The 20351-nt window shown below is 72.7% G+C and carries 17 protein-coding genes; 8 read left to right on the top strand and 9 right to left on the bottom strand.

Features of this window, described 5'->3' with window-relative positions:
• Positions 1–94: 94 nt before the first annotated feature.
• Positions 95–1459 (bottom strand): alkaline phosphatase, encoded by a 1365-nt coding sequence (locus tag ACFYVL_RS08655; protein ID WP_389242174.1) that lies wholly within the window; start codon positions 1457–1459, stop codon positions 95–97.
• A gap of 256 nt (positions 1460–1715) precedes the next feature.
• Between ACFYVL_RS08655 and ACFYVL_RS08650 the strand changes: the two genes are divergently transcribed.
• Complete coding sequence (locus tag ACFYVL_RS08650) at positions 1716–2597, top strand: aminoglycoside phosphotransferase family protein (protein WP_389242172.1); 882 nt, start codon at positions 1716–1718, stop codon at positions 2595–2597.
• Between the two features lie 22 nt (positions 2598–2619).
• On the opposite strand, the gene ACFYVL_RS08645 is transcribed toward ACFYVL_RS08650, so the two are convergent.
• A complete protein-coding gene (locus ACFYVL_RS08645) occupies positions 2620–2817 on the bottom strand; it encodes a hypothetical protein (protein WP_389242170.1) in 198 nt (65 codons plus the stop codon).
• Positions 2818–3051: 234 nt separating this feature from the next.
• A complete protein-coding gene (locus tag ACFYVL_RS08640) occupies positions 3052–7281 on the bottom strand; it encodes a S8 family serine peptidase (protein ID WP_389242168.1) in 4230 nt (1409 codons plus the stop codon).
• A 91-nt stretch (positions 7282–7372) separates the two neighbouring features.
• Here ACFYVL_RS08640 and ACFYVL_RS08635 point away from each other — a divergent pair, with 91 nt between their 5' ends.
• Positions 7373–8326 (top strand): hypothetical protein, encoded by a 954-nt coding sequence (locus ACFYVL_RS08635; RefSeq protein WP_389242166.1) that lies wholly within the window; start codon positions 7373–7375, stop codon positions 8324–8326.
• 40 nt (positions 8327–8366) lie between these two features.
• On the opposite strand, the gene ACFYVL_RS08630 is transcribed toward ACFYVL_RS08635, so the two are convergent.
• Positions 8367–8543: a hypothetical protein gene (locus ACFYVL_RS08630; protein ID WP_389242164.1), complete on the bottom strand. Its 177-nt coding sequence runs from the start codon at positions 8541–8543 to the stop codon at positions 8367–8369.
• A 168-nt stretch (positions 8544–8711) separates the two neighbouring features.
• Between ACFYVL_RS08630 and ACFYVL_RS08625 the strand changes: the two genes are divergently transcribed.
• The 4 genes from ACFYVL_RS08625 to ACFYVL_RS08610 all read left to right on the top strand — a co-directional run bounded on the left by ACFYVL_RS08625 (position 8712) and on the right by ACFYVL_RS08610 (position 12532).
• Positions 8712–9539 carry an HAD family acid phosphatase gene (locus tag ACFYVL_RS08625; RefSeq protein WP_389242162.1) on the top strand — a complete coding sequence of 276 codons (828 nt, stop codon included), beginning with the start codon at positions 8712–8714 and terminating at the stop codon, positions 9537–9539.
• A 237-nt stretch (positions 9540–9776) separates the two neighbouring features.
• The gene (locus tag ACFYVL_RS08620; RefSeq protein ID WP_389242566.1) at positions 9777–10571 is read left to right on the top strand and encodes a VOC family protein; all 795 of its coding nucleotides are present in this window, start codon (positions 9777–9779) and stop codon (positions 10569–10571) included.
• Between the two features lie 83 nt (positions 10572–10654).
• Entirely contained in the window at positions 10655–11161 is a 507-nt protein-coding gene (locus ACFYVL_RS08615) for a hypothetical protein (RefSeq protein WP_389242160.1), read from the top strand.
• A gap of 153 nt (positions 11162–11314) precedes the next feature.
• Complete coding sequence (locus ACFYVL_RS08610) at positions 11315–12532, top strand: MFS transporter (RefSeq protein WP_389242159.1); 1218 nt, start codon at positions 11315–11317, stop codon at positions 12530–12532.
• 119 nt (positions 12533–12651) lie between these two features.
• Here the strand turns inward: ACFYVL_RS08610 and ACFYVL_RS08605 are convergent, their stop codons facing one another.
• The 3 genes from ACFYVL_RS08605 to ACFYVL_RS08595 all read right to left on the bottom strand — a co-directional run bounded on the left by ACFYVL_RS08605 (position 12652) and on the right by ACFYVL_RS08595 (position 15706).
• A complete protein-coding gene (locus ACFYVL_RS08605; RefSeq protein ID WP_389242157.1) occupies positions 12652–14139 on the bottom strand; it encodes an alpha/beta hydrolase in 1488 nt (495 codons plus the stop codon).
• A 283-nt stretch (positions 14140–14422) separates the two neighbouring features.
• Complete coding sequence (locus tag ACFYVL_RS08600) at positions 14423–14617, bottom strand: hypothetical protein (protein WP_389242155.1); 195 nt, start codon at positions 14615–14617, stop codon at positions 14423–14425.
• A 294-nt stretch (positions 14618–14911) separates the two neighbouring features.
• On the bottom strand, positions 14912–15706 hold the full coding sequence (locus ACFYVL_RS08595) for an SDR family oxidoreductase (RefSeq protein WP_389242153.1): 795 nt from the start codon (positions 15704–15706) through the stop codon (positions 14912–14914).
• 155 nt (positions 15707–15861) lie between these two features.
• Between ACFYVL_RS08595 and ACFYVL_RS08590 the strand changes: the two genes are divergently transcribed.
• The gene (locus tag ACFYVL_RS08590; RefSeq protein ID WP_389242151.1) at positions 15862–16767 is read left to right on the top strand and encodes a helix-turn-helix domain-containing protein; all 906 of its coding nucleotides are present in this window, start codon (positions 15862–15864) and stop codon (positions 16765–16767) included.
• 88 nt (positions 16768–16855) lie between these two features.
• On the opposite strand, the gene ACFYVL_RS08585 is transcribed toward ACFYVL_RS08590, so the two are convergent.
• Positions 16856–18541, bottom strand: coding sequence for a CocE/NonD family hydrolase (locus tag ACFYVL_RS08585; protein ID WP_389242149.1), 1686 nt, complete (start codon positions 18539–18541; stop codon positions 16856–16858).
• 262 nt (positions 18542–18803) lie between these two features.
• On the opposite strand from ACFYVL_RS08585, the gene ACFYVL_RS08580 reads away from it, so the two are divergent.
• Entirely contained in the window at positions 18804–19550 is a 747-nt protein-coding gene (locus ACFYVL_RS08580; protein ID WP_389242147.1) for a MerR family transcriptional regulator, read from the top strand.
• Here ACFYVL_RS08580 and ACFYVL_RS08575 read toward each other — a convergent pair.
• Positions 19532–19957 carry a response regulator transcription factor gene (locus ACFYVL_RS08575; RefSeq protein WP_389242145.1) on the bottom strand — a complete coding sequence of 142 codons (426 nt, stop codon included), beginning with the start codon at positions 19955–19957 and terminating at the stop codon, positions 19532–19534. The genes ACFYVL_RS08580 and ACFYVL_RS08575 overlap by 19 nt on opposite strands.
• Positions 19958–20351: the final 394 nt, after the last annotated feature.

Below are 20351 nucleotides of genomic sequence, written 5' to 3'. Positions count from 1 at the left end.
CAAAAGGTGTGCGTGAGGAAGGTGTGCGTGAGGAACCCACGGTGCCAGGCCCCCCACCAAGGGGGACCTGGCACCGTCGCCGTTCCGCGTCGGCTCAGCGCAGGTGCAGCGCCTCGCGGACCGTGCCGAACAGGTCCGTCTGGTTGGTGACGCCCAGTACGCGGTACGCCTGCGGGCCCTGCGCCGCGATGCGCACCTGGACGCCGGTGTGCTCCTGGGACTTGCCCGGGGTGTTGGTCGAGTAGTTCACCTTGAGCTGCTGGCCCTCGTCGGTGACCAGCGTCGAGGTCAGGCCGGGCGGGGTGGCCTCCAGCGGGACGATCTGGCTGGTGTGGCCGTGGTCGGCGGTGGTCACGACGAGGGTGTCGGGGTGCTTGGCCGCGTAGTCGCGCGCCACCTTCACCGCGCGGTCGAACGCCGCGGTCTCGCCGATCTGGCCGCACGGGTCGGCGGCGTGGTCCTGCTTGTCGATCGAGGCGCCCTCGATCTGCAGGAAGAAGCCCTTGTCGGTGTGGCGGGAGCGCTGCTTGGCCTCCAGGAGCTGGATCGCCCTGGTCGCCGAGTCCGCGAGGCTCGGGGTGGTGGCGGGGCGCTTGGGGTTGGAGGTGACGCAGCGCTGCGGGTCCGTGCCGCCGACCGCAGCCGCCCTGCCCGTCCACTCGGTGGGCACGTTGCCCGGCGCGAACAGGCCGAGCACGGGCTGCCCCGCCTTGGCGGCCTTGAGGGAGGCGTCGTCGGTGACGACCTGGTACCCGAGCTTCCGCGCCTGCTCGCTGACCGTCAGGCCCTTGTACGTACCGTCGGTGACCTTCTGGTCGAAGCGCTGCTTGCCGCCGCCGAGGAGCACGTCGACCTTGTGGTTGACGCTCTGCTCGGCGATGGAGCCGGGGCCGCCCTTGGCGATCGTGTCGGCGGGGCAGGAGGCCATGTCGGCCGGGCCCTGGCAGGAGCGGTCGGTGACGTGCGAGGCGAGCACGGCGGGGGTGGCGTCGGTCAGCTCGGCGGTGGTGACGCTGCCGGTGGCGTACCCGCCCTTCTGCGCGAGCTCCAGGATGGTCCGCACGGCCTTGTCGGTGCCGGGCGTCTTGGAGATGCGGCCGTTGACCGTCTTCACGCCGGTGGCCCAGCCGGTGCCGCTGGCCGCCGAGTCGGTGACGTAGTCCGGCGTGCCGTCCTTGTGCACGGCGTACGTCGTGTACGCGCCGGTGAGCGGGAACCTGTCCATGTTCAGGCGGCCCGCGGCGCCCACGGTGTAGTCACGGGCGAGGGTGATCTCGGAGTCGCCCATGCCGTCCCCGATCAGCAGGATGACGTTCTTCGCCTTCCCGCCCTTGACGGACCGCTGGGCCTGCTCCTTGGTGTCGGACGCGCTGACCGAGGACGTGACGGCGAGTGCGGCCGCGGTCGCGGCGACCATGGCGGTGGCGACCTTCAGATGACGGCTGGTGGGTCTGTACATCGCGGTACTCCTTGGTGCGCCGGGCGGCGCGGGCGGGGCTGGTGACGGCACGGCACACGTCACCACCCGCCGGTGAACCGCCGGCGAAGTTCCGGGGCCGCCCGGGGGGTCATGTCGTGGCGCCGCGGTTTCCCGTCACCGGAGTACAGCCCCCGGCCTCCTGGACGGGGCCGGCGCCGGACCCGGCATAGAGTTCTGAGCTGCGCGACAGGACGAAAGCGCCCGCTTCCCGCGGGCCGGAGCGAAAGGAAAAGCGGTGAACTCGGTGAACGCCACGGTGCCTGCCGATCTGCTGGAGATCGCGGACGCGCTCCTGCCCGGAACGTCCCTCGACGCGGCCCGGCTCGCCGAGCACGGCAATGTGCACCGGACGGTTCTCGTCCCCGGTGTCGCGGCGGTGCGGGTCAGCCGACGGCCCCACGCGGCCCGTGCGATGCCGCGCCGGACGGAACTGCTGCGGGTCGTCGCCGCCGCCGGCCTGCCGTTCGCGGTACCCGAGCCGCTCACGGAGGTGACCCGGTTCGGTGAGCAAACCGCCGTCGCCGTGTCCTGGATCGACGGCACCGGACTCCCTCCCGGGCAGGGCGACCCGGCGGCCATCGGCCAACTCCTGCGCACCCTGCGAGAATTCCCGCTCGGCGAGGAACTGCGCGCCCTGCTCGTCGCACCGCGCGAGGACAACCGCCCCGACGAGCGGACCGAGCCCGGCTGGGCCACGGTGCTGACGGAGGAGGTCCTGCCGCGGCTGCCGGCCGAGTGGCGTACCGAGGGACGCCGCCGCCTCGACGCGGCGCTGGCCCTGGACCCGGTACCGGAGGCGCTCGTGCACGGAGACCTGGGCGCCCAGAACGTGCACTGGAACGAGGACGGCGAACTGGTCGGCGTCCTCGACTGGGACCTGGCCCAGGCCTTCGACCCCGCGGTGGACGCCGCCCTCATGGCGTGGCACGGCTGGGACACCGTACGCCGTGCCGTGGACACGGAGACGTACCGTCGGGCCCGCGTGTGGGACCGCCTCTTCGGGGTCGAACACCTGGTCGCGGTCCTCGACGGCAAATCCCTGGCGAACGCCGACAGCTATGTGGAGCACGTTGTGGGCTGGCTGGAGCGGAACGCTTCGGGCGACGGTTCGCGGTAACCCGGGGACGCGACGGAATCGGTCATCCCGGTCCTGCGCCCACGTGCGTGGCCCAGACCCGCAGGGGTGCTGCCTCCGGGGCGGTAGGGGGCTCCTCCGCGTCGTCGTTCGCGGTTTCCAGGTCCGGCCAACTCATGGCGCCGGGCTCGCTGTCGGTCAGGAACTCCCCGACGACGGGGCCGAGGTCGTCGGTGATCACGTAGGGGTTGTTGAAGGGCACGACCTTCGGGCCTCCTGCTCCGCGCCCAGGAGCCAGGTGTTGGTCTCCCACTCCGATCGACGGTCGGCCGGATCCAGTACCAGGGGCTCGTCCGCCACCTCGGCGATCCACGTCAACAGCATCACAGCAGTATCCCCGAGCGCCGACCTGGCCAGGACGCCCCGGTCGACCCGACAGGTGTGTCCGTCCGGTACTGCGCGGACGGACACACCTGCCCCTAGTGCCCCAAGTGCCTCAGTGGCGCAGTTTCAGGCGGTGAACGCCGCCGTCGACCGTGCCGACGTACAGCGTGCGGCCGTCGGCGGAGGCCGCCAGTTTGGTGCTGTTGGTGTTCTGCAGGCCGCTCGAAACGTTCTCCCACGTCAGACCGTTGTCGGTGCTGCGCAGTACGCCCCGGCCGCCCTGGACGAGGCCGGACTCCTTCGAGCCGGTCGTGGCCGCGTAGAGCGCTCCGCGCACCCGGAGCAGGTCCGAGACGTGGATCGCGAGCGGGCCGGTGTCCGCGGTGCGGAAGCTCCTGCCGTCGTCGGTGCTGACGCGGATGGACGAGCCGCCGACGATCAGACGCCGGCCGTCGACCGTGAGGGAGGTGACGGGGCCGTCGGCCACCTTGGTCTTGGTGACGCCGCCGTCGTCCGAGCGGTAGAGGCCCGAGGAGTTGCCCAGCCAGAGGCGCCGCGGGTCGCGCGGGTCACCGGCCATCGCGTCGAAGGTCCGCTCGTGGAAGAGGTTCTTCCAGGTCCTGCCGCCGTCCAGAGTGGTGAACAGGCCCTGGCCGAACAGGCTCTTGAAGCTGACCGACACCCGGTCCGGGTCGGCGGGGTGGACCAGCATCGAGGTCGGGACCTCCGAGGAGGTGCCCTTCTTCTGCCAGGTCCGGCCCGCGTCACCGCTGCGGGAGACCTCGAAGAGGCCGGTCGCGGTGCGCCGGATCTGCCACACCACCCTGGTGTCCTTGGCCGAGACGGCGATGTGCGAGGTGAGGCGGCCGGTCCTGCCCTCGGACCCGGACTGCCCCCACTCGGGGCCCGCGACCGGGATCGCGGTGCGGTAGGTGCCGCTCACCGTTCCGGCGAGCAACTGGTCGCCGCTGGCCGCGAGGGCGAGCGGGGTCAGGCCCTGGACGCCGATCCTCCGGTACCCCGTGCCGTCGGCCGAACCGCGGTACAGGCCGTCCTGCTCGCTGGAGACGGTCACCGAGCCGTCGGCCCAGCGGTCGTAGTCCATGGCGATGGCCATCTTGGAGGGGGCGGGCGCGGGCTGCCAGGTCCGGCCGTGGTCCCGGCTCACCTGTCCGGCGCCGAACAGCACCCGCAGGTACAGGTCGCCGCCGGAGGCGGACAGTCCGTTGCCGCCTTCCTTGAGGGGCAGCAGGGTGGACCAGGTGCGGCCCTGGTCGTACGAGCCGCGGACGCCCGTGCCGGGCACGTAGGCCGTCACCACGGTGGCGTCGGCGGCCATGCCGTAGATGCCCTCCACCGGCTCGTCGAGGACGAGGTGCGCCGCACCGGGGTCGCCCTTGCCGACGCCGTCGATCCGCCAGACGCTGTCGAAGGTCGCCAGGTACAGGGTGTTGCCGACGAGGGTCGCGTCGCGGACGGAACCGGTCACGCCGGTGGGGTACGAGGCCCAGCTGTCGCCCGCGTCCGTGCTGACCATCAGCGAGCCGTTGACCACGGCGGCGAGGGTACGGGTCTGCTCGTCCGCGACGAGCTTGTCGATGCGCGCGTCGGGGACGTCGAGCTTGCGCCAGGTGCGGCCGTTGTCGTCGGTGCGCAGGATCGCGCCCCGGCGGGTCGGGTCGCCCGCCGTGTTCACCGCGTACCACCAGCGGTCGGGGCGGCGGCTGTCGACCACGACCGCTCCGGTGCCGTTGCCGTCGGCGACGGGAAGGCGGCCCACTTGGCGCCAGTTGGCGCCGCCGTCGGTGGTCAGCCAGGGCGCGGCCTTGCCGAACTGGGTCACCACGGCCTGCCCCGGCCGGGCGGGCGAGAGCGCGACGTGGCCGGCCTCGCTGTTGGGGCCGATGGGCTCCCAGCGGTCGCCCCGGCTGCCTTCGGGGGTGACCTCGAAGGCACCGCTTCCGGTGATCCGCCGCCCGTCGGTGGTGGTGGCGCGCACCGCCAGCCGGTAGGCGCCGGCGGCCTTCCCCGTCACGTCGGCCTGGTAGTAGCCGGCGCCGTTCATGGTGGTGGGAAGGGTGAAGGGCCTGCCGTGCGGCGGGGTGACGGTGATCTGCGGCGGTGCGTCGAGGGCGGCCGGGGACGCGACGTGCACGGTGGAGCGGCCGTCGCTCGGGTCGGGGGACGCCTGGACGACCAGGTGCCGGACGACGAGCAGGTACGGTACCCGCAGGGCCGGGCCGCGCGAGGGAGTCGCCGTGATCCGGCCGCTGATCTCCGTGTCGGTGGCAGGGCGGCCGGCGCGCAGCGTGACGGTGACGGTCGTGGACCCCTGGGCGGGGACGGTGACCCGGGACGGGAACACGGTCGTCGGGCCGGAACTGCTGAGGGTGGTGGTCAGCGGCTTCTTGCCGGGGTTGGTCAGGCGGACCTTCGCGGTCCCGCCGACGGTCCGGTTCGTCAGGTCGGCGAGGCCGAACGACACGCTCGCCGGGGAGGCGCCGAGGACGGCGGACGCGGCGGCGGCCACGTCGAGCCGTCCGTTGCCCTGCACGGTGGGCCCGGTGCCGGTGAGCGGCTTCGCGCTGCCGACCAGCGCGGACCTGATGGCGTCGGGGGCCTGCTCGGGGCGCAGTTGGCGCAGCAGGGCGGCGGCCCCGGCGACGTGCGGGCTCGCCATCGAGGTGCCCGACATGCGGTAGACGCCGGGTGCGTACATCGAGGAGGGGATCGCCGAGCGGATCTCCACGCCGGGCGCGACCAGGTCGGGCTTGAGGCCGAAGCCGGTGCCGGGGCCGCGCGAGGAGAACGAGGCGATCTCGTCGGTGGAGTCGGTGCCGCGCAGGGTGACGGACACCTTCCCGGCGGCCAGCTCCCGGCTCAGCTGGGCGTACTGCGTGGTGTCGATGCCCATGACGACGAGGCGGTCCATCCGCAGCGAGTCGCCGGAGGCGGCGGTACGGGAGAGGTCGGGCCGGGCGGGGGACGCCGGGACCTCCGCAGTCCCCGGGGTGCCGGCGAGCACCGGGCCGCTGTTGGACGGCAGTCCGCCGAGCACGGCGAGCGCGCCGCGCTTCTCCGCCTCGCGCGCCCAGTCGATGTCGTCCTGGCTCAGCACGTCGGTGCTGGGCGCGACGAGGATGTCGGCCCGCAGGATCTTGCCCCGTACGTCGCCGACCCGCTTCCAGTCCTCGGCGGTGCCCGCGCCGACGTCCACGAGCGGGGCGGTGACCGGCTGCTGGGGCGGGTTCGCGGAAAGAATGCCGCGGTACGTCTGGATCAGTTCGGGCTTGCGGCCCGCCAGGTACGCGCTGGGCATCCGCACCCCGCTGGTGGAGGCGCCGACCGCGATGACGCCGTCCGCCGACGCCGGGGTGTTGACGGTGCCGCTGCCCGGCCCGTCGTTGCCCGCCGCCGCGACGACGACGACCCCGGCCCGTACGGCGGCGGTCGCCGCGCGGCCCAGCGGGTCGGTGCCGTCACCGGGGCCGCCCAGGCTCATGTTGATGACGTCGGCCCGGTAGGGGTTGGCCGGGTCGGCCGCCGCCTCGATGCCGGCAACGATGTCGGAGGTGTAGCCGCTGCCGTCGGCGCCGGTCACCTTGTAGGCCAGCAGCCGCGCGTCGGGCGCCATGCCGGTGACTCCGCCCGCCTTGGCCGCCTTGCCCGCGACGATGCCCGCGACGTGGGTGCCGTGACCGTTGTCGTCCATCGGGTCGCCGTCGCCGTTGGCGAAGTCGAAGCCGCCGACGACCTTGTGGCCCTTGCCGAAACCGCCGCCCAGGTCGGGGTGTCCGTAGTCCACGCCGCTGTCCAGAACCGCCACGACGGTGCCCTTGCCGGTGGCCTTCGCCCCCGACGGGTCCTCGCGCTTCCAGACCTCGGGCGCGCCGGTCAGCGGCACGCTGGTGTCCGTGCGCACCTGGATCCGGGTGTCGGGCCGGACGGCGGCCACCCCCGGCAGCGCGGCCAGCCGCGCCGTCTCCGAGGCGGGCACCGTCATCGCCACCGCGTTGACGAGCAGGCCCAGTTTGCGGGGAGCGGAGGGGTGCAGTCCGGCTTCCCGCACGGTCCCGACGAAGGCGTCCTGCCGTGCCGCCAGGGCCCGTCGGGCGTCGCCGACGGCGGAGACGGTGCCGGCCGCCCGGGACGTGAGCGAACCGCCAGGTGCGGCGGCGACGGCGGCTTGCCCGGACAGTTCGACGATGACCCGCTGGTTCGGGTCGGGGGACTTCGCGGTCGCCGTCGTGGCGCCGGGTATCGCGCTCAGCGTTCCGGCGACCGCGACGGTGGCGACCGTGCAGGCCACCAAGTGTCGGGTTCTTCGTGCGTTCTTGGCCATGACCAGTAGTGATAGCCCCGAAGTCACTCTCCGTACAACAGATCCCGGCGGCCCATTGCTGTCGCTGGCACAAGTGGGCCAGTATCCGCATATGACGAACGAGCTCACCGCCGCAGGCATCGACCCGTTCGACGAGAGCGTCTACCGGGCCGTGCTGACCCGTCGTACGGCGGTCCCGGCCGAACTCGCCGCCGACCTCGGCTGCTCCCCGCTCCGCGCCGCCAGGGCGCTGGACCGGCTGCACGACCACGGCCTGGTCGGCCGCCTCGCCGGTGTCCGCCGCCGGTACGCGGCGATCGAGCCGGGAGCCGCCGTCGAGTCCCTGGTGCGTTCCAGGGCAGCGGAGTTGGACCGGGTCCGCTCGGCGGCCGAGGAGCTGTCCCGCCTCTTCGCGGCGGCCCAGACCGGTGCCGCCGACGAGGACGAGGTGGAGATCGTCGCCGGCCGCGAAGCCCTCGGCCGCTGGTTCGTCCGGCTCCAGCAGGAGGCGCGCGAGGACGTCATGACGCTGGACAGACCGCCGTACGCCCTGACCACGGCCAACCCGGTGGAGAGCACCGCACTGGGCCGCGGGGTGCGCTACCGCGCGGTCTACGCCCCCGAGGCACTGGAGTGGCCGGGGGTGCTGCAGGACATCCGCAACCTCGTACAGCGCGGTGAGCAGGCCCGGGTGATGCCGGGTCTGCGCATCAAGCTGGCGGTCGCGGACCGCCGGCTGGCGCTGATGCCGCTCTCGCTGAACCTCGACGGCGTGCGCGCCGCGGTCATCCGCCCCTCGACCCTGCTGGACGCCCTCACCGACTACTGGGAGCTGTGCTGGAAACAGGCACTGCCGCTCGACGTCCCCGCCGACGACCCGCTCGGAGAGGAGGACCGCATGCTGCTCACCCTGCTGGTCAGCGGTCTCAAGGACGAGGCCATAGCCCGCCAGCTCGGCTGGTCGGTCCGAACGATGCGGCGGCGGATGAGCCGCCTCCTCGAACTCCTCGGCGCGGTCAACCGCTTCCAGGCCGGCGTGGTCGCGGCCCGCCGCGGCTGGATCTGACCAACCGTCACACACGGTGAGCAACACTCCGGTCGGCCGCTCAGTGCGCTGGCACGTCCGGGTCGACGATGCGATACCCCACACCGGGCGTGGTGACGACGACCGGCGGGCCGCCGGCGCGCTGCTGTCCGGCGGCGTACTGCTGCACCGGCGCGACGCACAGCCGCGCCGGGGCGGGGGTGCGGAGCGGCGCGCCCCGCCCCGGCGCACGCCCCAAGTCGGCGGGGACAGCCCCCGTTTCCGGGGAATGCGTGGGCGAGGAAAAGGTAGGGCAATGGCTGTGCAAAGAACCTTGAGGACACGGAAGTGATGCGCGTAGACATGGCGCGACCTGCAACGACCCTTGTAGTTCGGCCCTCGCCCCCTCAACGACGGAGATCGAGTCATGACGCGTTGGAACACCCGTATCGTCGGCGTCGCAGCCACCCTCGCCCTCGCGGGAGGGGCCGCCTACGGCACGGGTGTGGCGAGCGCCGAGGACGCGCCGCGGCAGCCCGCGGCCGCCGCGAAGAGCCGCCCCGGCGCCCACGAGCCGCAGAACATCGCCGACCTCGTCACCCAGATCGACCGCTACTACGGCGGTACGAAGAACGCCGACGGCACCTGGTCCGCCTCCGCCGACAGCCCGTACGCGCACGACGTGCACCGGGTCGAGAAGGCGGCGAAGAAGCACATCGCCGAAGCGGGCAGGAAGGGCGCGCGGCACGGCAAGAAGCCCGCCGTGGTCCTCGACGTCGACGACACCATGCTCCTGACGTACGACTACGAGAAGGCGACCAACTTCACCTACAGCACCAAGTCGTTCACGGACTACGTGAGCAAGGCCGACCGCGGCCCCGTCTACGGCATGCCCGAACTCGTCAACTACGCCAAGGCCCAGGGCGTTGAGGTCTTCTTCCTCACCGGCTCCGCGGAGGACGTGCGCACCCCGTTCGCGCGGAACCTCGCCAAGGTCGGCGTACGGACCCCGCTCGACCACACCCACCTCTTCCTCAAGGACAAGGTGAACCCGCCGGCGTACCTGAAGGAGGCGTGCGGCGCGGGCGACGCGTGGAAGTGCGACGGCGCCCAGTACAAGGCCGCCACCCGCAAGTACATCGAGTCCCGCGGCTACGACCTGGTCGCCAACATCGGCGACCAGCAGTCGGACTTCACCGGCGGCTACGCGGACCGCACCTTCAAGCTGCCGAACCCGATGTACAAGGTCAGCTAGGGGCGCGTCCGCGGGGGGGGTGCCGGACGGTGCGTGCGCCGGCTCCCCTCGTACGCGCTCCGGCTCCCCTCCACACGTACTCCGGCTCCCGTCGTACGCACTCCGAGTCCCGGGGAGCACCGTGCGCGGCCCCCGGGCGGGTGAATTCGGCGGGGGTCCGGCGGCCGGACGCCGCCACTTGCGCGACGGGTGGACAATGTGGACAGCGACCGTGCCGCCCACCCGCTGGAGGACTCCATGCTCGGCACCGCTTTCACCACCGGATCGCCCAACTGGCTCGACCTCGGCAGCCCCGACACCGCCGCTGCCGCCGACTTCTACGGGAGGGTCTTCGGCTGGGAGTTCGTCTCCGCCGGACCCGAGGGGGGTGGCTACGGCTTCTTCCGGACCCGCGGGAAGACCGTGGCCGCCCTCGGCCCGCTCACCGAGGAAGGCGCGCACTCCGCGTGGATGGTGCACTTCCAGAGCTCCGACATCAAGAGCACGGCCGACGCGGTGCGGGCCGGGGGCGGGAACGTGCGGATGGAGCCCATGGACGTCATGGGCGAGGGCTGGCTGGCCCAGTTCACCGACCCGCAGGGCGCCCAGTTCGCCTCCTGGCAGCCCGGGAAGACCGGCGGACTGGAGGTGGCCTCCGAGGAGAACACCCTGGTGTGGGTGGAACTCCACACGGCCGACCCGGCCGCCGCGGTCACCTTCTACGCCGGGGTGTTCGGCTGGCGGTCCGCGGACATGGACATGCCGGGGATGACGTACCGGGTGCTGAGCACCGGCGAAGGGGACCAGGAGGAGGGCTCCTTCGGCGGAGTGGCACCGCAGGGCGAGGGCGCGGGCGGCGGCTCGGCGTCGGTGCCGCGCTGGGTGCCGTACTTCCACGTGGCGGACGTGGACGCCACCGTCGCCGCGGCCGAACGGAGCGGCGGCGCGGTGATGATGCCCGCGGAGGACGTGCCCGAGGTGGGCCGCATCGCCTGGGCCTCCGACCCGGCGGGCGCGGTGTTCGCCCTGCTGAAGCCGGCCCGGAACATGTAGCAGGACCGGAACCCGTCCGGCCGGGCGTGCCGCCCTGCCGGACGGGATCAGCGGCTCGGCAGCCTGTGCCGGACGTGGTCCCGGTGGGCCGCACCGGTCTCCAGACGGTTCTCGTCGAGACCGTTGACGACGCGCAGCCGGCCGCGTCCCCCGGGTACCGGCGGTTCGCCCGCCCCTTCGCCGTGGGCACGCTCGCGAGTCTCGCGTTCCTCCTCACCGCGACGAGCGCGCTGGCCGTCGGGCACGGCCTGCTCCCGCAGCAACTGCGCGAACGCCGACTCGCCCCGCCCAGCGCGCTTGCCCCGTCCATGATGTTCACCCCGGGCACCCGCACCCGGGAACAGGCCTGCGCCGACGGGTGGCACGCGGAGCGGACCATCGACCTGGACTACGCGGCCGGCGCCAACCAGATCTACTACTGGTACGGGACGATCGTCATCGCCTACGGCCGCGCGGCCGATCCAGCCCTGCTGGCACTGGCCCTGTCCGCCAGGTCGCACCTGCTCGCCGGGAGGATGCCGGAGGCGAGCAACGCTCTGGACTCCCTGAGGTTCTACTGCGAGGTCCGAACCACGCCTCCAGCCGGCTGAGTTCAGAGACCCACGTGCCGGCGCCGCCTCCGCACCGGTCGACCCTGGGGGAGGGCTGAAGGTTGGCGTCGGGAACCTGCCGGAGATCGGCGCCCCCGCCTGCTGGACTGGTGGCCGGAATACGTATGTCATGGCCAACTCAGGACGGGGTTCATGCCGACCGCAACGACCGCTTCTGCTCCAGCTCCCGCACCGCCGCACCGCTCGGCCCTGGTCTCCTGGCTGGCCGTCATCGCGGTGATGCTGGGGATCTTCTCGATCGTCACCACCGAGATTCTGCCGATCGGCCTGCTCACCTCGATCGGATCGAGCTTCACCGTCTCGGACGGAATGGCCGGCCTCATGATGACCATGCCGGGATTCCTGGCCGCGGTCTCGGCCCCCGTGGTCACGGTGGCCACCGGGCGCATCGACCGGCGGACCGTGCTGGCGGCCTTCGTCCTCCTCCTGGCCCTGGCCAACCTCCTGGCCGCCGTCGCGCCGGACTACGGGCTGGTCCTGGTCTCCCGCGTGATGGTGGGCGTCACCATCGGCGGCTTCTGGTCCATCGGAGCCGGGCTCGCCGGCCAGTTGGTGCCTGCCGGATCCGTGGGCCGCGCGACCTCGGTGATCTTCTCCGCGGTGCCGCTCGGCTCCGTACTCGGCGTGCCGCTGGGCACGTTCATCGGTGACGTCGCGGGCTGGCGGACGGCGTTCCTGGCCATGGGCGGCTTCACGCTCGCCGTCCTCGTCCTCCTGCTCCTGGTCCTCCCGCCGCTCCCCGCCGAGCAGGTAACGCGCCCCGACGTCCTCGGCAGAGCCCTCCGCAGCGTCCACACGCGCTTCGCCCTGGTGATGACCTTCCTCGTCGTACTCGCCCACTTCGGCGCTTACACCTACGTCACCCCCTTCCTTGAGCAGGTGACCGGGGCGGGCCCGGCGCGCGTCACGGTCTACCTGCTCCTCTACGGAGCGGCCGGAATCGTCGGCAACTTCCTCGGCGGATCGGCCGTGGGGCGCCACCCGCGGGCGACCTTCGCCGCGGTTGCCGCGTTGATCGCCGGTGCGACCCTGCTCCTCCCGGTCCTCGGCCGGTCGGACGCGGGCGCGGTGGCACTGCTGATCGTCTGGGGTGTCGGGTACGGAGCCGTGCCGGTCTGCTCGCAGACCTGGTTCGCCAGGGCCGCGCCCGGCTCGCCGGAGGTGTCCTCCGTCCTGTTCACCGCGTCCTTCCAGGCCACCATCTCCCTCGGAGCCCTGGCCGGCGGGGCCGTCCTCGACCGCTCCTCGCCGTCGACGGTCATGGTGCTGGGCGGCTCGGCCGCGGTCCTGGTGGTGCTGGTGGCCTGGGCCCACCGGGCGGGGAGATTCTCCTGGCCGAAGGCCTCCTAGCCGCACCGGGCCAGGAGGGCGCGCACGGTCCGCCGCGCGGAGGAAGGCGGCCGGAGCGCGCTACGTGCGCCGGTCCGGGGCCGTATCCGTACCGGAAACGGACCCGGACCGGCGGGCCGTCAGCTCGGCACGGCGGGGCAACGGGTGCCGCGCGGTGGCACTTTCAGGCCGGTGAGATAACTGTCCACCGCGTTCTCCATGCACGGACCTCTGGTGACACTGCCATGGCCACCGCCCTCGTACGTGAGGAGCACACCACTGCGGCCGAGCTGCCGGGCCACCGAGACCGCCCACGGGTATCCCGTGGCGGGATCGTGCAGCGCGTTGGACAGCAGGATCGGCGGGGCACCGCGCGCGTCCAGGCGGTGCTGCGGGTTGGCGGTGGGCGCGCCCAGACACGACGCGGTCATCTGCAAGGTCAGCAGGTGGGGCAGATCGGGCGCGGCCTTGTTCATCGTGGCGACGAGCGAGGCGTACTCCCGGTGGTCGCGGACCGGAAGGCGCCAGTCCGAGCAGAAGACCGCGGCGACCGGAGCGAGCGGCGCTGTGGACGGGCGGGACGCGGGCAGGGGCCTGCTCGCGTCCAGTCCCGCGATCGCGGTGGCCAGGCCCGTGTGGTCGACCCGGTAGAACTTCCGGAACGCGATCGTGTTGACCAGGTCCGAAGCCGACAACGCGGTGCCGGGCTTCGCCGGATTCTCCAGCTCGCCCCGTTCGGCGCGCGCCAACAGGCTCTGCCAGACGGCGCGGACGTCACGCCCGTGCAGCGCGCAACGTGCCGTGCCGCCGCACCACTTCACGAACTCCCGGAACGAGTCCTGAGCCGTGGCCGCCCCGGACCGCAGGAAGTCGCGGGCGGTCGGGACGCTGTGGTCCATCACGCTCTCCAGGACCATCGCACGCACGCGGCGCGGGAAGGTCTCGGCGTACTGCGCCCCGAGCAGGGTGCCGTACGAGCTGCCGTGGAAGGTCAACTTCCGCTCGCCGAGGGCGGCCCGGAGGGCATCCAGGTCCTGGACGGTCTGCGCGGTGTCGAGGTGGTCGAACACCGGGCCGGTACGGGCCCGGCAGTCGGCGCGGAGCCGCTTGTTGTACGCCACGGTGGCGTCGAAGTCCGCCTGGCTCCTCAGCTCCGGCGACGGCCGCTCGGCGAGCACCTCGGGGGAGCAGGTCACCGGGCTGCTCCGCCCCACACCGCGCGGGTCGAAACTGACGATGTCGAACCTGCGGCGCACCTCGGGGCTGAAGCGGCCGATCTGGTCCACCACCCTGTCGACACCCGAGTCGCCCGGCCCGCCGGGGCCGAACACCATCGAGCCGATACGTGCGCCGGGGTCGGCGGCCTGGCGGCGGGCCACGGCGAGGTCGAATCTCGGCCCGCTCGGGCGGGCCCAGTCGACCGGCACCGAAAGAGCGGCGCACTCGGCCCCCGGCTCCTCCGGTTCGTCGCACGGCGCCCACCGCAGGGTCCCGGCGAAGGCGGACGGCGACGCGCCGGCGGTGGGAGCGGCGGCGAGACCGGTGAGGCCGGCCATGGCGGCTCCCACGGCCAGGGCCGTGCCTCGCGCCGCGACCCGCCGTAGCGCGGACCTGCCTGGTAAGGGCATGGATCCTCCTGGGAAGAGAGTGCGTTTACGTGGGGAGTGCGGGCCCGGCCGGGGGCACTCCCGTCACGCTAGGCGCACTGTCGCCCCAGTGGTGTACCTGTCAGGGGCTTCTCCGGGGCTCCTCCGGGGCGATTCGGGGACCCGTCAGGGGCGTCCGGCGGTCGCGACAAGCGATCCGCCACCGGGATTTTGCTACGGCCCGACCCGCGCCACGTCCAGCAGCGGAACAGCCCAACACCCCAAAAGCCCAACAGCCCACCGTCCGCACCCCGCCCGGCACTGGCTAGCGGCCGACCTTCGGCTTCTTTCCGCTCTCGCCGACGAAGGCGAGTACGGCGCCGATGACGGCCATGGCGATGTAGACGGCGGTGGGCGGGGTGAACCACATCTGGAGCAGCCCCCAGTCGTTGTCGAACCAGGTGCGCCCGACGAATCCCAGGACGCCCTGGATGCCGACGACCCAACCGATGATTGCCACGATTTCGTTCCTCATGGCTTCCACGGTGCCGTTTCCGCAGCTCCCGCGCGTCCTGCCCACGAGGGACCCCCGCCGCACGCAGTCCTCCGAAGTATGCAGTCGCGCCCACTCCACCTCGGACGACGTCCCGCACCCCGGCAACGGACGGCCGCGGAACTCCCGTCCGGCGGGGCGGGCACGACGTACGCACCGAGCGCCTCGACCGCCGTGCCGACGCGTGCCGTGCCGACGATCGCCGTGCCGACGATCGCCGTGCCGACGATCGCCGTGCCGACGCGTGCCGGAGCCTGTGGTTCAGACGATTCCGCCGTTCGCGCGGACGACCTGTCCGTTGATCCAGTGGCCCGCCGGAGAGGCCAGGAACGCGACGACCTCGGCGATGTCGGCCGGGGTGCCGAGCCGCTCCAGCGGGGGCTGGGCGGCCAGGTGGGCGACGGTCTCCTCGTCCTTGCCGTCCAGGAACAGGTCGGTGGCCGTGGGACCGGGGGCGACGGTGTTGGCGGTGACGTCCCGGCCCCGCAGCTCCCGGGCCAGGATCAGCGTCAGCGCCTCGACGGCGCCCTTGCTGGCGGCGTACGCGCCGTAGCCGGGGAAGGCCAGGCCCACCACGGACGTGGAGAACGTCACGATCGCGCCGCCGGGGCGCACCCGGCGGGCGCCCTGCTGGACGACGACGAACGTGCCGCGGATGTTGGTGCGGTGCAGCTCGTCCAGGGCGGTCAGGTCCAGCTCGGCGATCGGGGCCAGATGCATGCGCCCGGCCGCGTGCACGACCACGTCGATGCCGCCGAACTCTGCTTCGGCCACGTCGAACAGGGCCGCGACCGCCTGCTCGTCGGCGACGTCCGCCCGTACCGCGACAGCCCGGCCACCACCGTCGACGGCCTCCTTCACGGCCGCCTCGGCCTCGTCCTGGCTGCCGGCGTAGCCGACCACGACGGCGTAACCGTCGGCGGCCAGCCGGGCGACGGTCCGGCGGCCGATGCCGCGCGAGCCGCCGGTGACGATCGCGACTCGGGGCGAGGGGGTGGGCCGGTCCTGAGAGGGGGTTCCGACGGAGGAAGGGCCGGGGGAAGCGGGAAGCGGCATGGCTGACTCCTGAGCTGGGTGTGGACCGGGCCGCGACTGCGCCGCCGCCCTGCTTCTTCCACGATCGGCCGGTTCCGGACCTCCAGCCAGGGCTGCGTCCACCCAGGGGTAGCCACCCCCTGGCTACGTCCCGGCCCAGGAGCCACCATGAAGGGGTGAACCTTCCCGAACTCGGCGCCTTCCTCAGGACCCGCCGCGACCGCATCCGTCCCGCCGAGGTCGGTCTCCCGCAAGGCCCGAGGCGGCGCGTTCCCGGGCTGCGCCGCGAGGAGGTCGCCCAGCTGGCCGGGCTCTCGGCCGACTACTACACCGAGCTGGAACGCGGCAGTACCAAGAACGGTGTGCAGCCCTCGTCGCAGACCCTCGCCGCCCTCGCCCGCGCCCTGCGCCTGAACGGGGACGAACGCGACCACCTGTTCCATCTGGCCGAACGGCCGGTCCCCCCGTCGGCGCACGGACCGTCGGCACATGTGCAGCCCGCGCTCCTGGGACTTCTGGACCGGCTGACCGACACCCCCGCGCGCGTCATCACCGATCTGCACGAAACCCTGGTGCAGAACGACCTGGCCCTGACCCTGCTGGGCGAGTCCCCGGCACGCGGCGGCCCGGCGGCGAGCTTCGTCTACCGCTGGTTCACCGATCCGCGGGCGCGCGAGATCTACCCGCCCGAGGACCACCCGCACCACTCCCGGGTGTTCGTGGCCGACTTCCAGGCAGTGGCCGCCCGGCGCGGCCGGGACGCGGAGGTCACCGGGATGGTCGCCGCGCTGCGCCGCCGCAGCGAGGAGTTCGCGGCCCTCTGGGACACCCACGACGTCGCGGTGCGCCGCAGGGACCACAAGCGGATCGTCCACCCCATGCTGGGCGTGATCGCACTCGACTGCCACAACCTCCTCAGCGAGGACGGCCGCCAACGCCTGCTGTGGTTCACCGCACCACCCGGAACCCCGGGAGCCGAGCAACTGGCACTGCTGTCCGTCATCGGCACCCAGGAGCTGGGCGCCACGGAGGACACACCAGCGCGAAGACTGCCGACGGCGGAACCCGGACCGCGGAACTGACCGCATCGCGGGCGGAGGCCCGCCTCCGGCTGCCCCAGACCCTCGGCCGGAGCCGCTCCGAACGGCCCGCGGCGGCGCGCGCCGCGCGTCAGTTCCGTGCCGGGGGGACCGTGAAGGACGGGGGCTGCTTGGGCAGCTGCTTCTGTGTGTACGCCTTGATGTAGGTGTCCAGGTACGGCGAACGCCTGCCCTCGGTGGCCCGGTCGTCCGAGGGGTCGTCCACGGAGAGGCCCAGGCGGGCGTTCGTCACGCTGATGCGGTCGCCGGTCGGGGTGTCGACCCACGCACCGCTCTGGACGGTGCCGATCTCGACGGCCAGGGAGTGCCCGGCCCTGAGCCGCCAGTCGGTCGACTTCAGATCCACGGCGACGCGGCCGGACGGACCCGCGAGGGCCACCTGCTCGTCGAACATGACGGCGGAACCGTCCGGTGCGACGTCGTACAGCTTCACCATGACGTTGCCGCTGCCCTTGGTGTCCATCGCGATCCTGGGCGTTCCGGTGATACGGACGTCACGGGCGACGGGCCGGGACCAGGTGAGGAAGCTCGCCGGGCCGCCGGGCTCCCCCCGGTCCACGTAGGACCCGTCGCGGAGCACGACGTCGGCGGACCGGTCCGAGGCAGGCCAGGTGTCCTGGGCGCGCCAGGTGCCGGTGCTGTCCTGGACGGCGAAGGCCGGGTAGCCGGTCGTGGGTGCGATTCCCTTGAGGTGCTGGTCGTAGAAGGACATCACCTCCTTGAACCAGCCCGCCCGCCCCATCTGGAGCCGCCCGTCCGCGGTGCGTTCGTTGCCGCGCACGTGGTCCCACTGGCCGAGCCAGCCGCGTTCGGGGCCCCGGTGGCCGGCGAGGTACTCCTGCATCGCCTCCGGGGTGGTGTTCGACTCGATGAAGCCCTGTGTGAAGAACAGCGGGGTGTCACTTCCCCGGGCCTGCTTCGCCAGGTCGCGCTGCTGCCAGTACGGGTCCTGGGGGTCGGCCTTGAGGTTGTTGTCCGTGTTGAGGGCGAGGCACTCGGGGTGCTTCAGCTCGTACTGGTTGTTCTTCTTGTAGCGCTTGTGGTCGTCGGGCAGCGGCGGCAGCTGCGCGATCTGGTTGTAGGTGTTGGGGGCGAGGACCCCGCCCACCTTCGGCACCCGGTTGGAACGGATCAGGCGGTACATGTCCCAGACGGGCTCCTGCGCGACGACTGCCCTCAGCGCGTCCTGGCCCAGGTTGTTGCCGACCAGGGCGGTCGTCGCGTCGTACGACTTGCCGTACATGCCGACCTTGCCGGTGGACCACGGCTGTTTAGCCGCCCAGTCGATCGCCGCCCGGACGTCGGCCTGCTCGCCCTTGCCCATGTAGTCGAGGCAGCCGCTGGACCCGCCGAAGCCGCGCAGGTCCACCTGCACCAGGGCGTAGCCCCGGTCGAAGAGGTCGCCTCCCTCGACGAGGTCCTTGAAGCGTGCGGACGGGCCGGCCTTCGGCCACTTCTCGTCCGAGAGCTCACCGGAGTGGCCGAAGTAGGAGCCGACGGAGAGGATGACCGGCACCTTGCCGCCCGCGGGCATCTTCCGCGGCAGCAGGACATCGGCGTGCAGCTCGGTGCCGGAGCCGTCCGAGGAGGGGAAGTAGTGCTGCGTCCACGTCGCGCCCTCGGGGACGCGGTCGTTGTCCTTGGACGTCACGGGGTTCGTGGCGGTGGGCTGTGCGGCGCCGGCGGGGGCGACGTACACGACGGCCAGGCCGAGCACGGCCGCGGTGGCGGCGGCGGGCAGCGGGATCTTCTTCATGGTCTCCTCCGGAAGCGACGTGTGGCCGGCCCTCGGGACCGGCGGTGACGAGGGTCCTGGTGAAACGGGGTCGAGCGGTCGTGCTGGGTAGGGGTGGCATCGAGAAGCGGTACGGGGACGAGGGGACACCGTGCCGTCGCGGCACAGTCAAGCCCGTCCGGAGGGGCGGGCCCGTGCTTGACCATGCCGTGGCGGCATGGTTTCGAATGGAGTGGGCCGGGCGGTGCACCGGCCTCCGAGCGGCCGGACGGAGTGCGCGACCATGGCATGGAGTACGCGTGAGATCGCCGAGCTCGCGGGCACCAGCCTGCGGGCGGTACGGCACTACCACGAGGTCGGCCTGCTCGACGAGCCCGAGCGCCGCGCCAACGGCTACAAGCAGTACACCGTGGCCCACCTGGTCCGGCTGCTGCGCATCAAACGCCTGGTCGACCTCGGCTTCTCGCTGCCCCGGATCGCGGAGATGGGGGACGCGGACGACCACCCGGAGAGTGCACTGCGCGCGCTCGACACCGAGCTGGCGGCCACCATCGAACGGCTGCAACGGGCGAGGCTCGAACTCGGCTTCATCCTGGAGAAGTCGGCTCCGACCGACCTGCCGCCGCAATTCGCCACCGCCGCGGCCGACGCCCCGATGTCCGGGACGGACCGGTCCTTCGTCACCGTGCTGAGCACGGTGCTCGGCCCCAAGGGCATGGCGGCCTGGGTGGACCTGATGAAGAACCCCCTCATCGATCCGGCCGGTGCGGCGTTCGAGTCGCTGCCCGCCGAAGCCGACGAGCACGCCCGCGCCGCACTGGCCGAGCGCCTGGTCGGCTTCGTGCAGACGCTCTACCGGCAGCACCCGGGTCTGAGCACCCTGCCCGCAGACGCCCCACGGGGCCAGGAATTCGCGAAGAGGACGGTTGGCCGCGCACTCCGGGACATCTACAACGAAGCACAGCTCGACGTCCTGAAACGACTGGGCACCCTGCTGGACGCCGGACCTTCTCACCGGTCGCCCGGTTGAACCCTTCCACCTGGGCCGGACACACCCAGGTCGGTGGTGAGGCCCTGTTGGTGGGCGATGGCTGCGGCCTGGGTGCGGGTGGTCGCGCCGAGTTTGGTCAGGATGTGGGAGACGTGCACGCCCGCCGTGCTGGGGGAGATGTGCAGGCGGCCCGCGATCTGGCGGTTGCTCAGGCCCTGGGCGACGAGTGCCAGTACCTCGTGCTCGCGTGAGGTGAGCCCGGCGGGCAGTGCGGCGGCGGGCCGGGACGCCAGGGCGATCTGGCGGTGGAGCAGGGGCGCGCCCAAGGAGGCCGCCAGCTCCGCGGCCTCGTCGAGCCGGGCGGCTCCCGTGGTGAGGTCGTCCGCGGCGAGCGCGGACCTGCCCGCGTACAACAGGCACTGGGCCAGGTGGTAGGGCTGGCGCAATTCCCTGAAGGTGTCCACCGCCAGGGGCCAGCCCTCGTCGTGGAGCAGGGCGTGGAGGTAGACGTGCCACGCCCGGTCGAGTCGGCCGTCCTCGGCGAACCGGGCGTCGAGCGCGACGAGTTCGGTGCGTCGGGTCCTGGCCCTGTCGGTGGCCGTCGTACTGCTCCCGCGACGCAGGCGTGCCTCCTGGACCAGTGCGCCGGTGACCAGGAAGGAGCGGGCCTCTCCCGGGTTCAGGTGGGGAAACTCCGGGTGGTCCAGAGCACGGCCGAGGGCGCGGGGGGCCCCCCCCCCCCCCCCCCCCGGGGGGGGGGGGGGGGGGGGCCCGCCCCCCCCCCGCCCCCCGGGCGGGGCCGGGGGGCCGCCCCCGGGGCGGGTGGGGCCCACACCCCCC

This window comes from Streptomyces sp. NPDC004111, from assembly GCF_042874215.1.
Lineage (GTDB): Bacteria > Actinomycetota > Actinomycetes > Streptomycetales > Streptomycetaceae > Streptomyces.
This window is presented reverse-complemented; position numbering and strand designations above follow the sequence as displayed.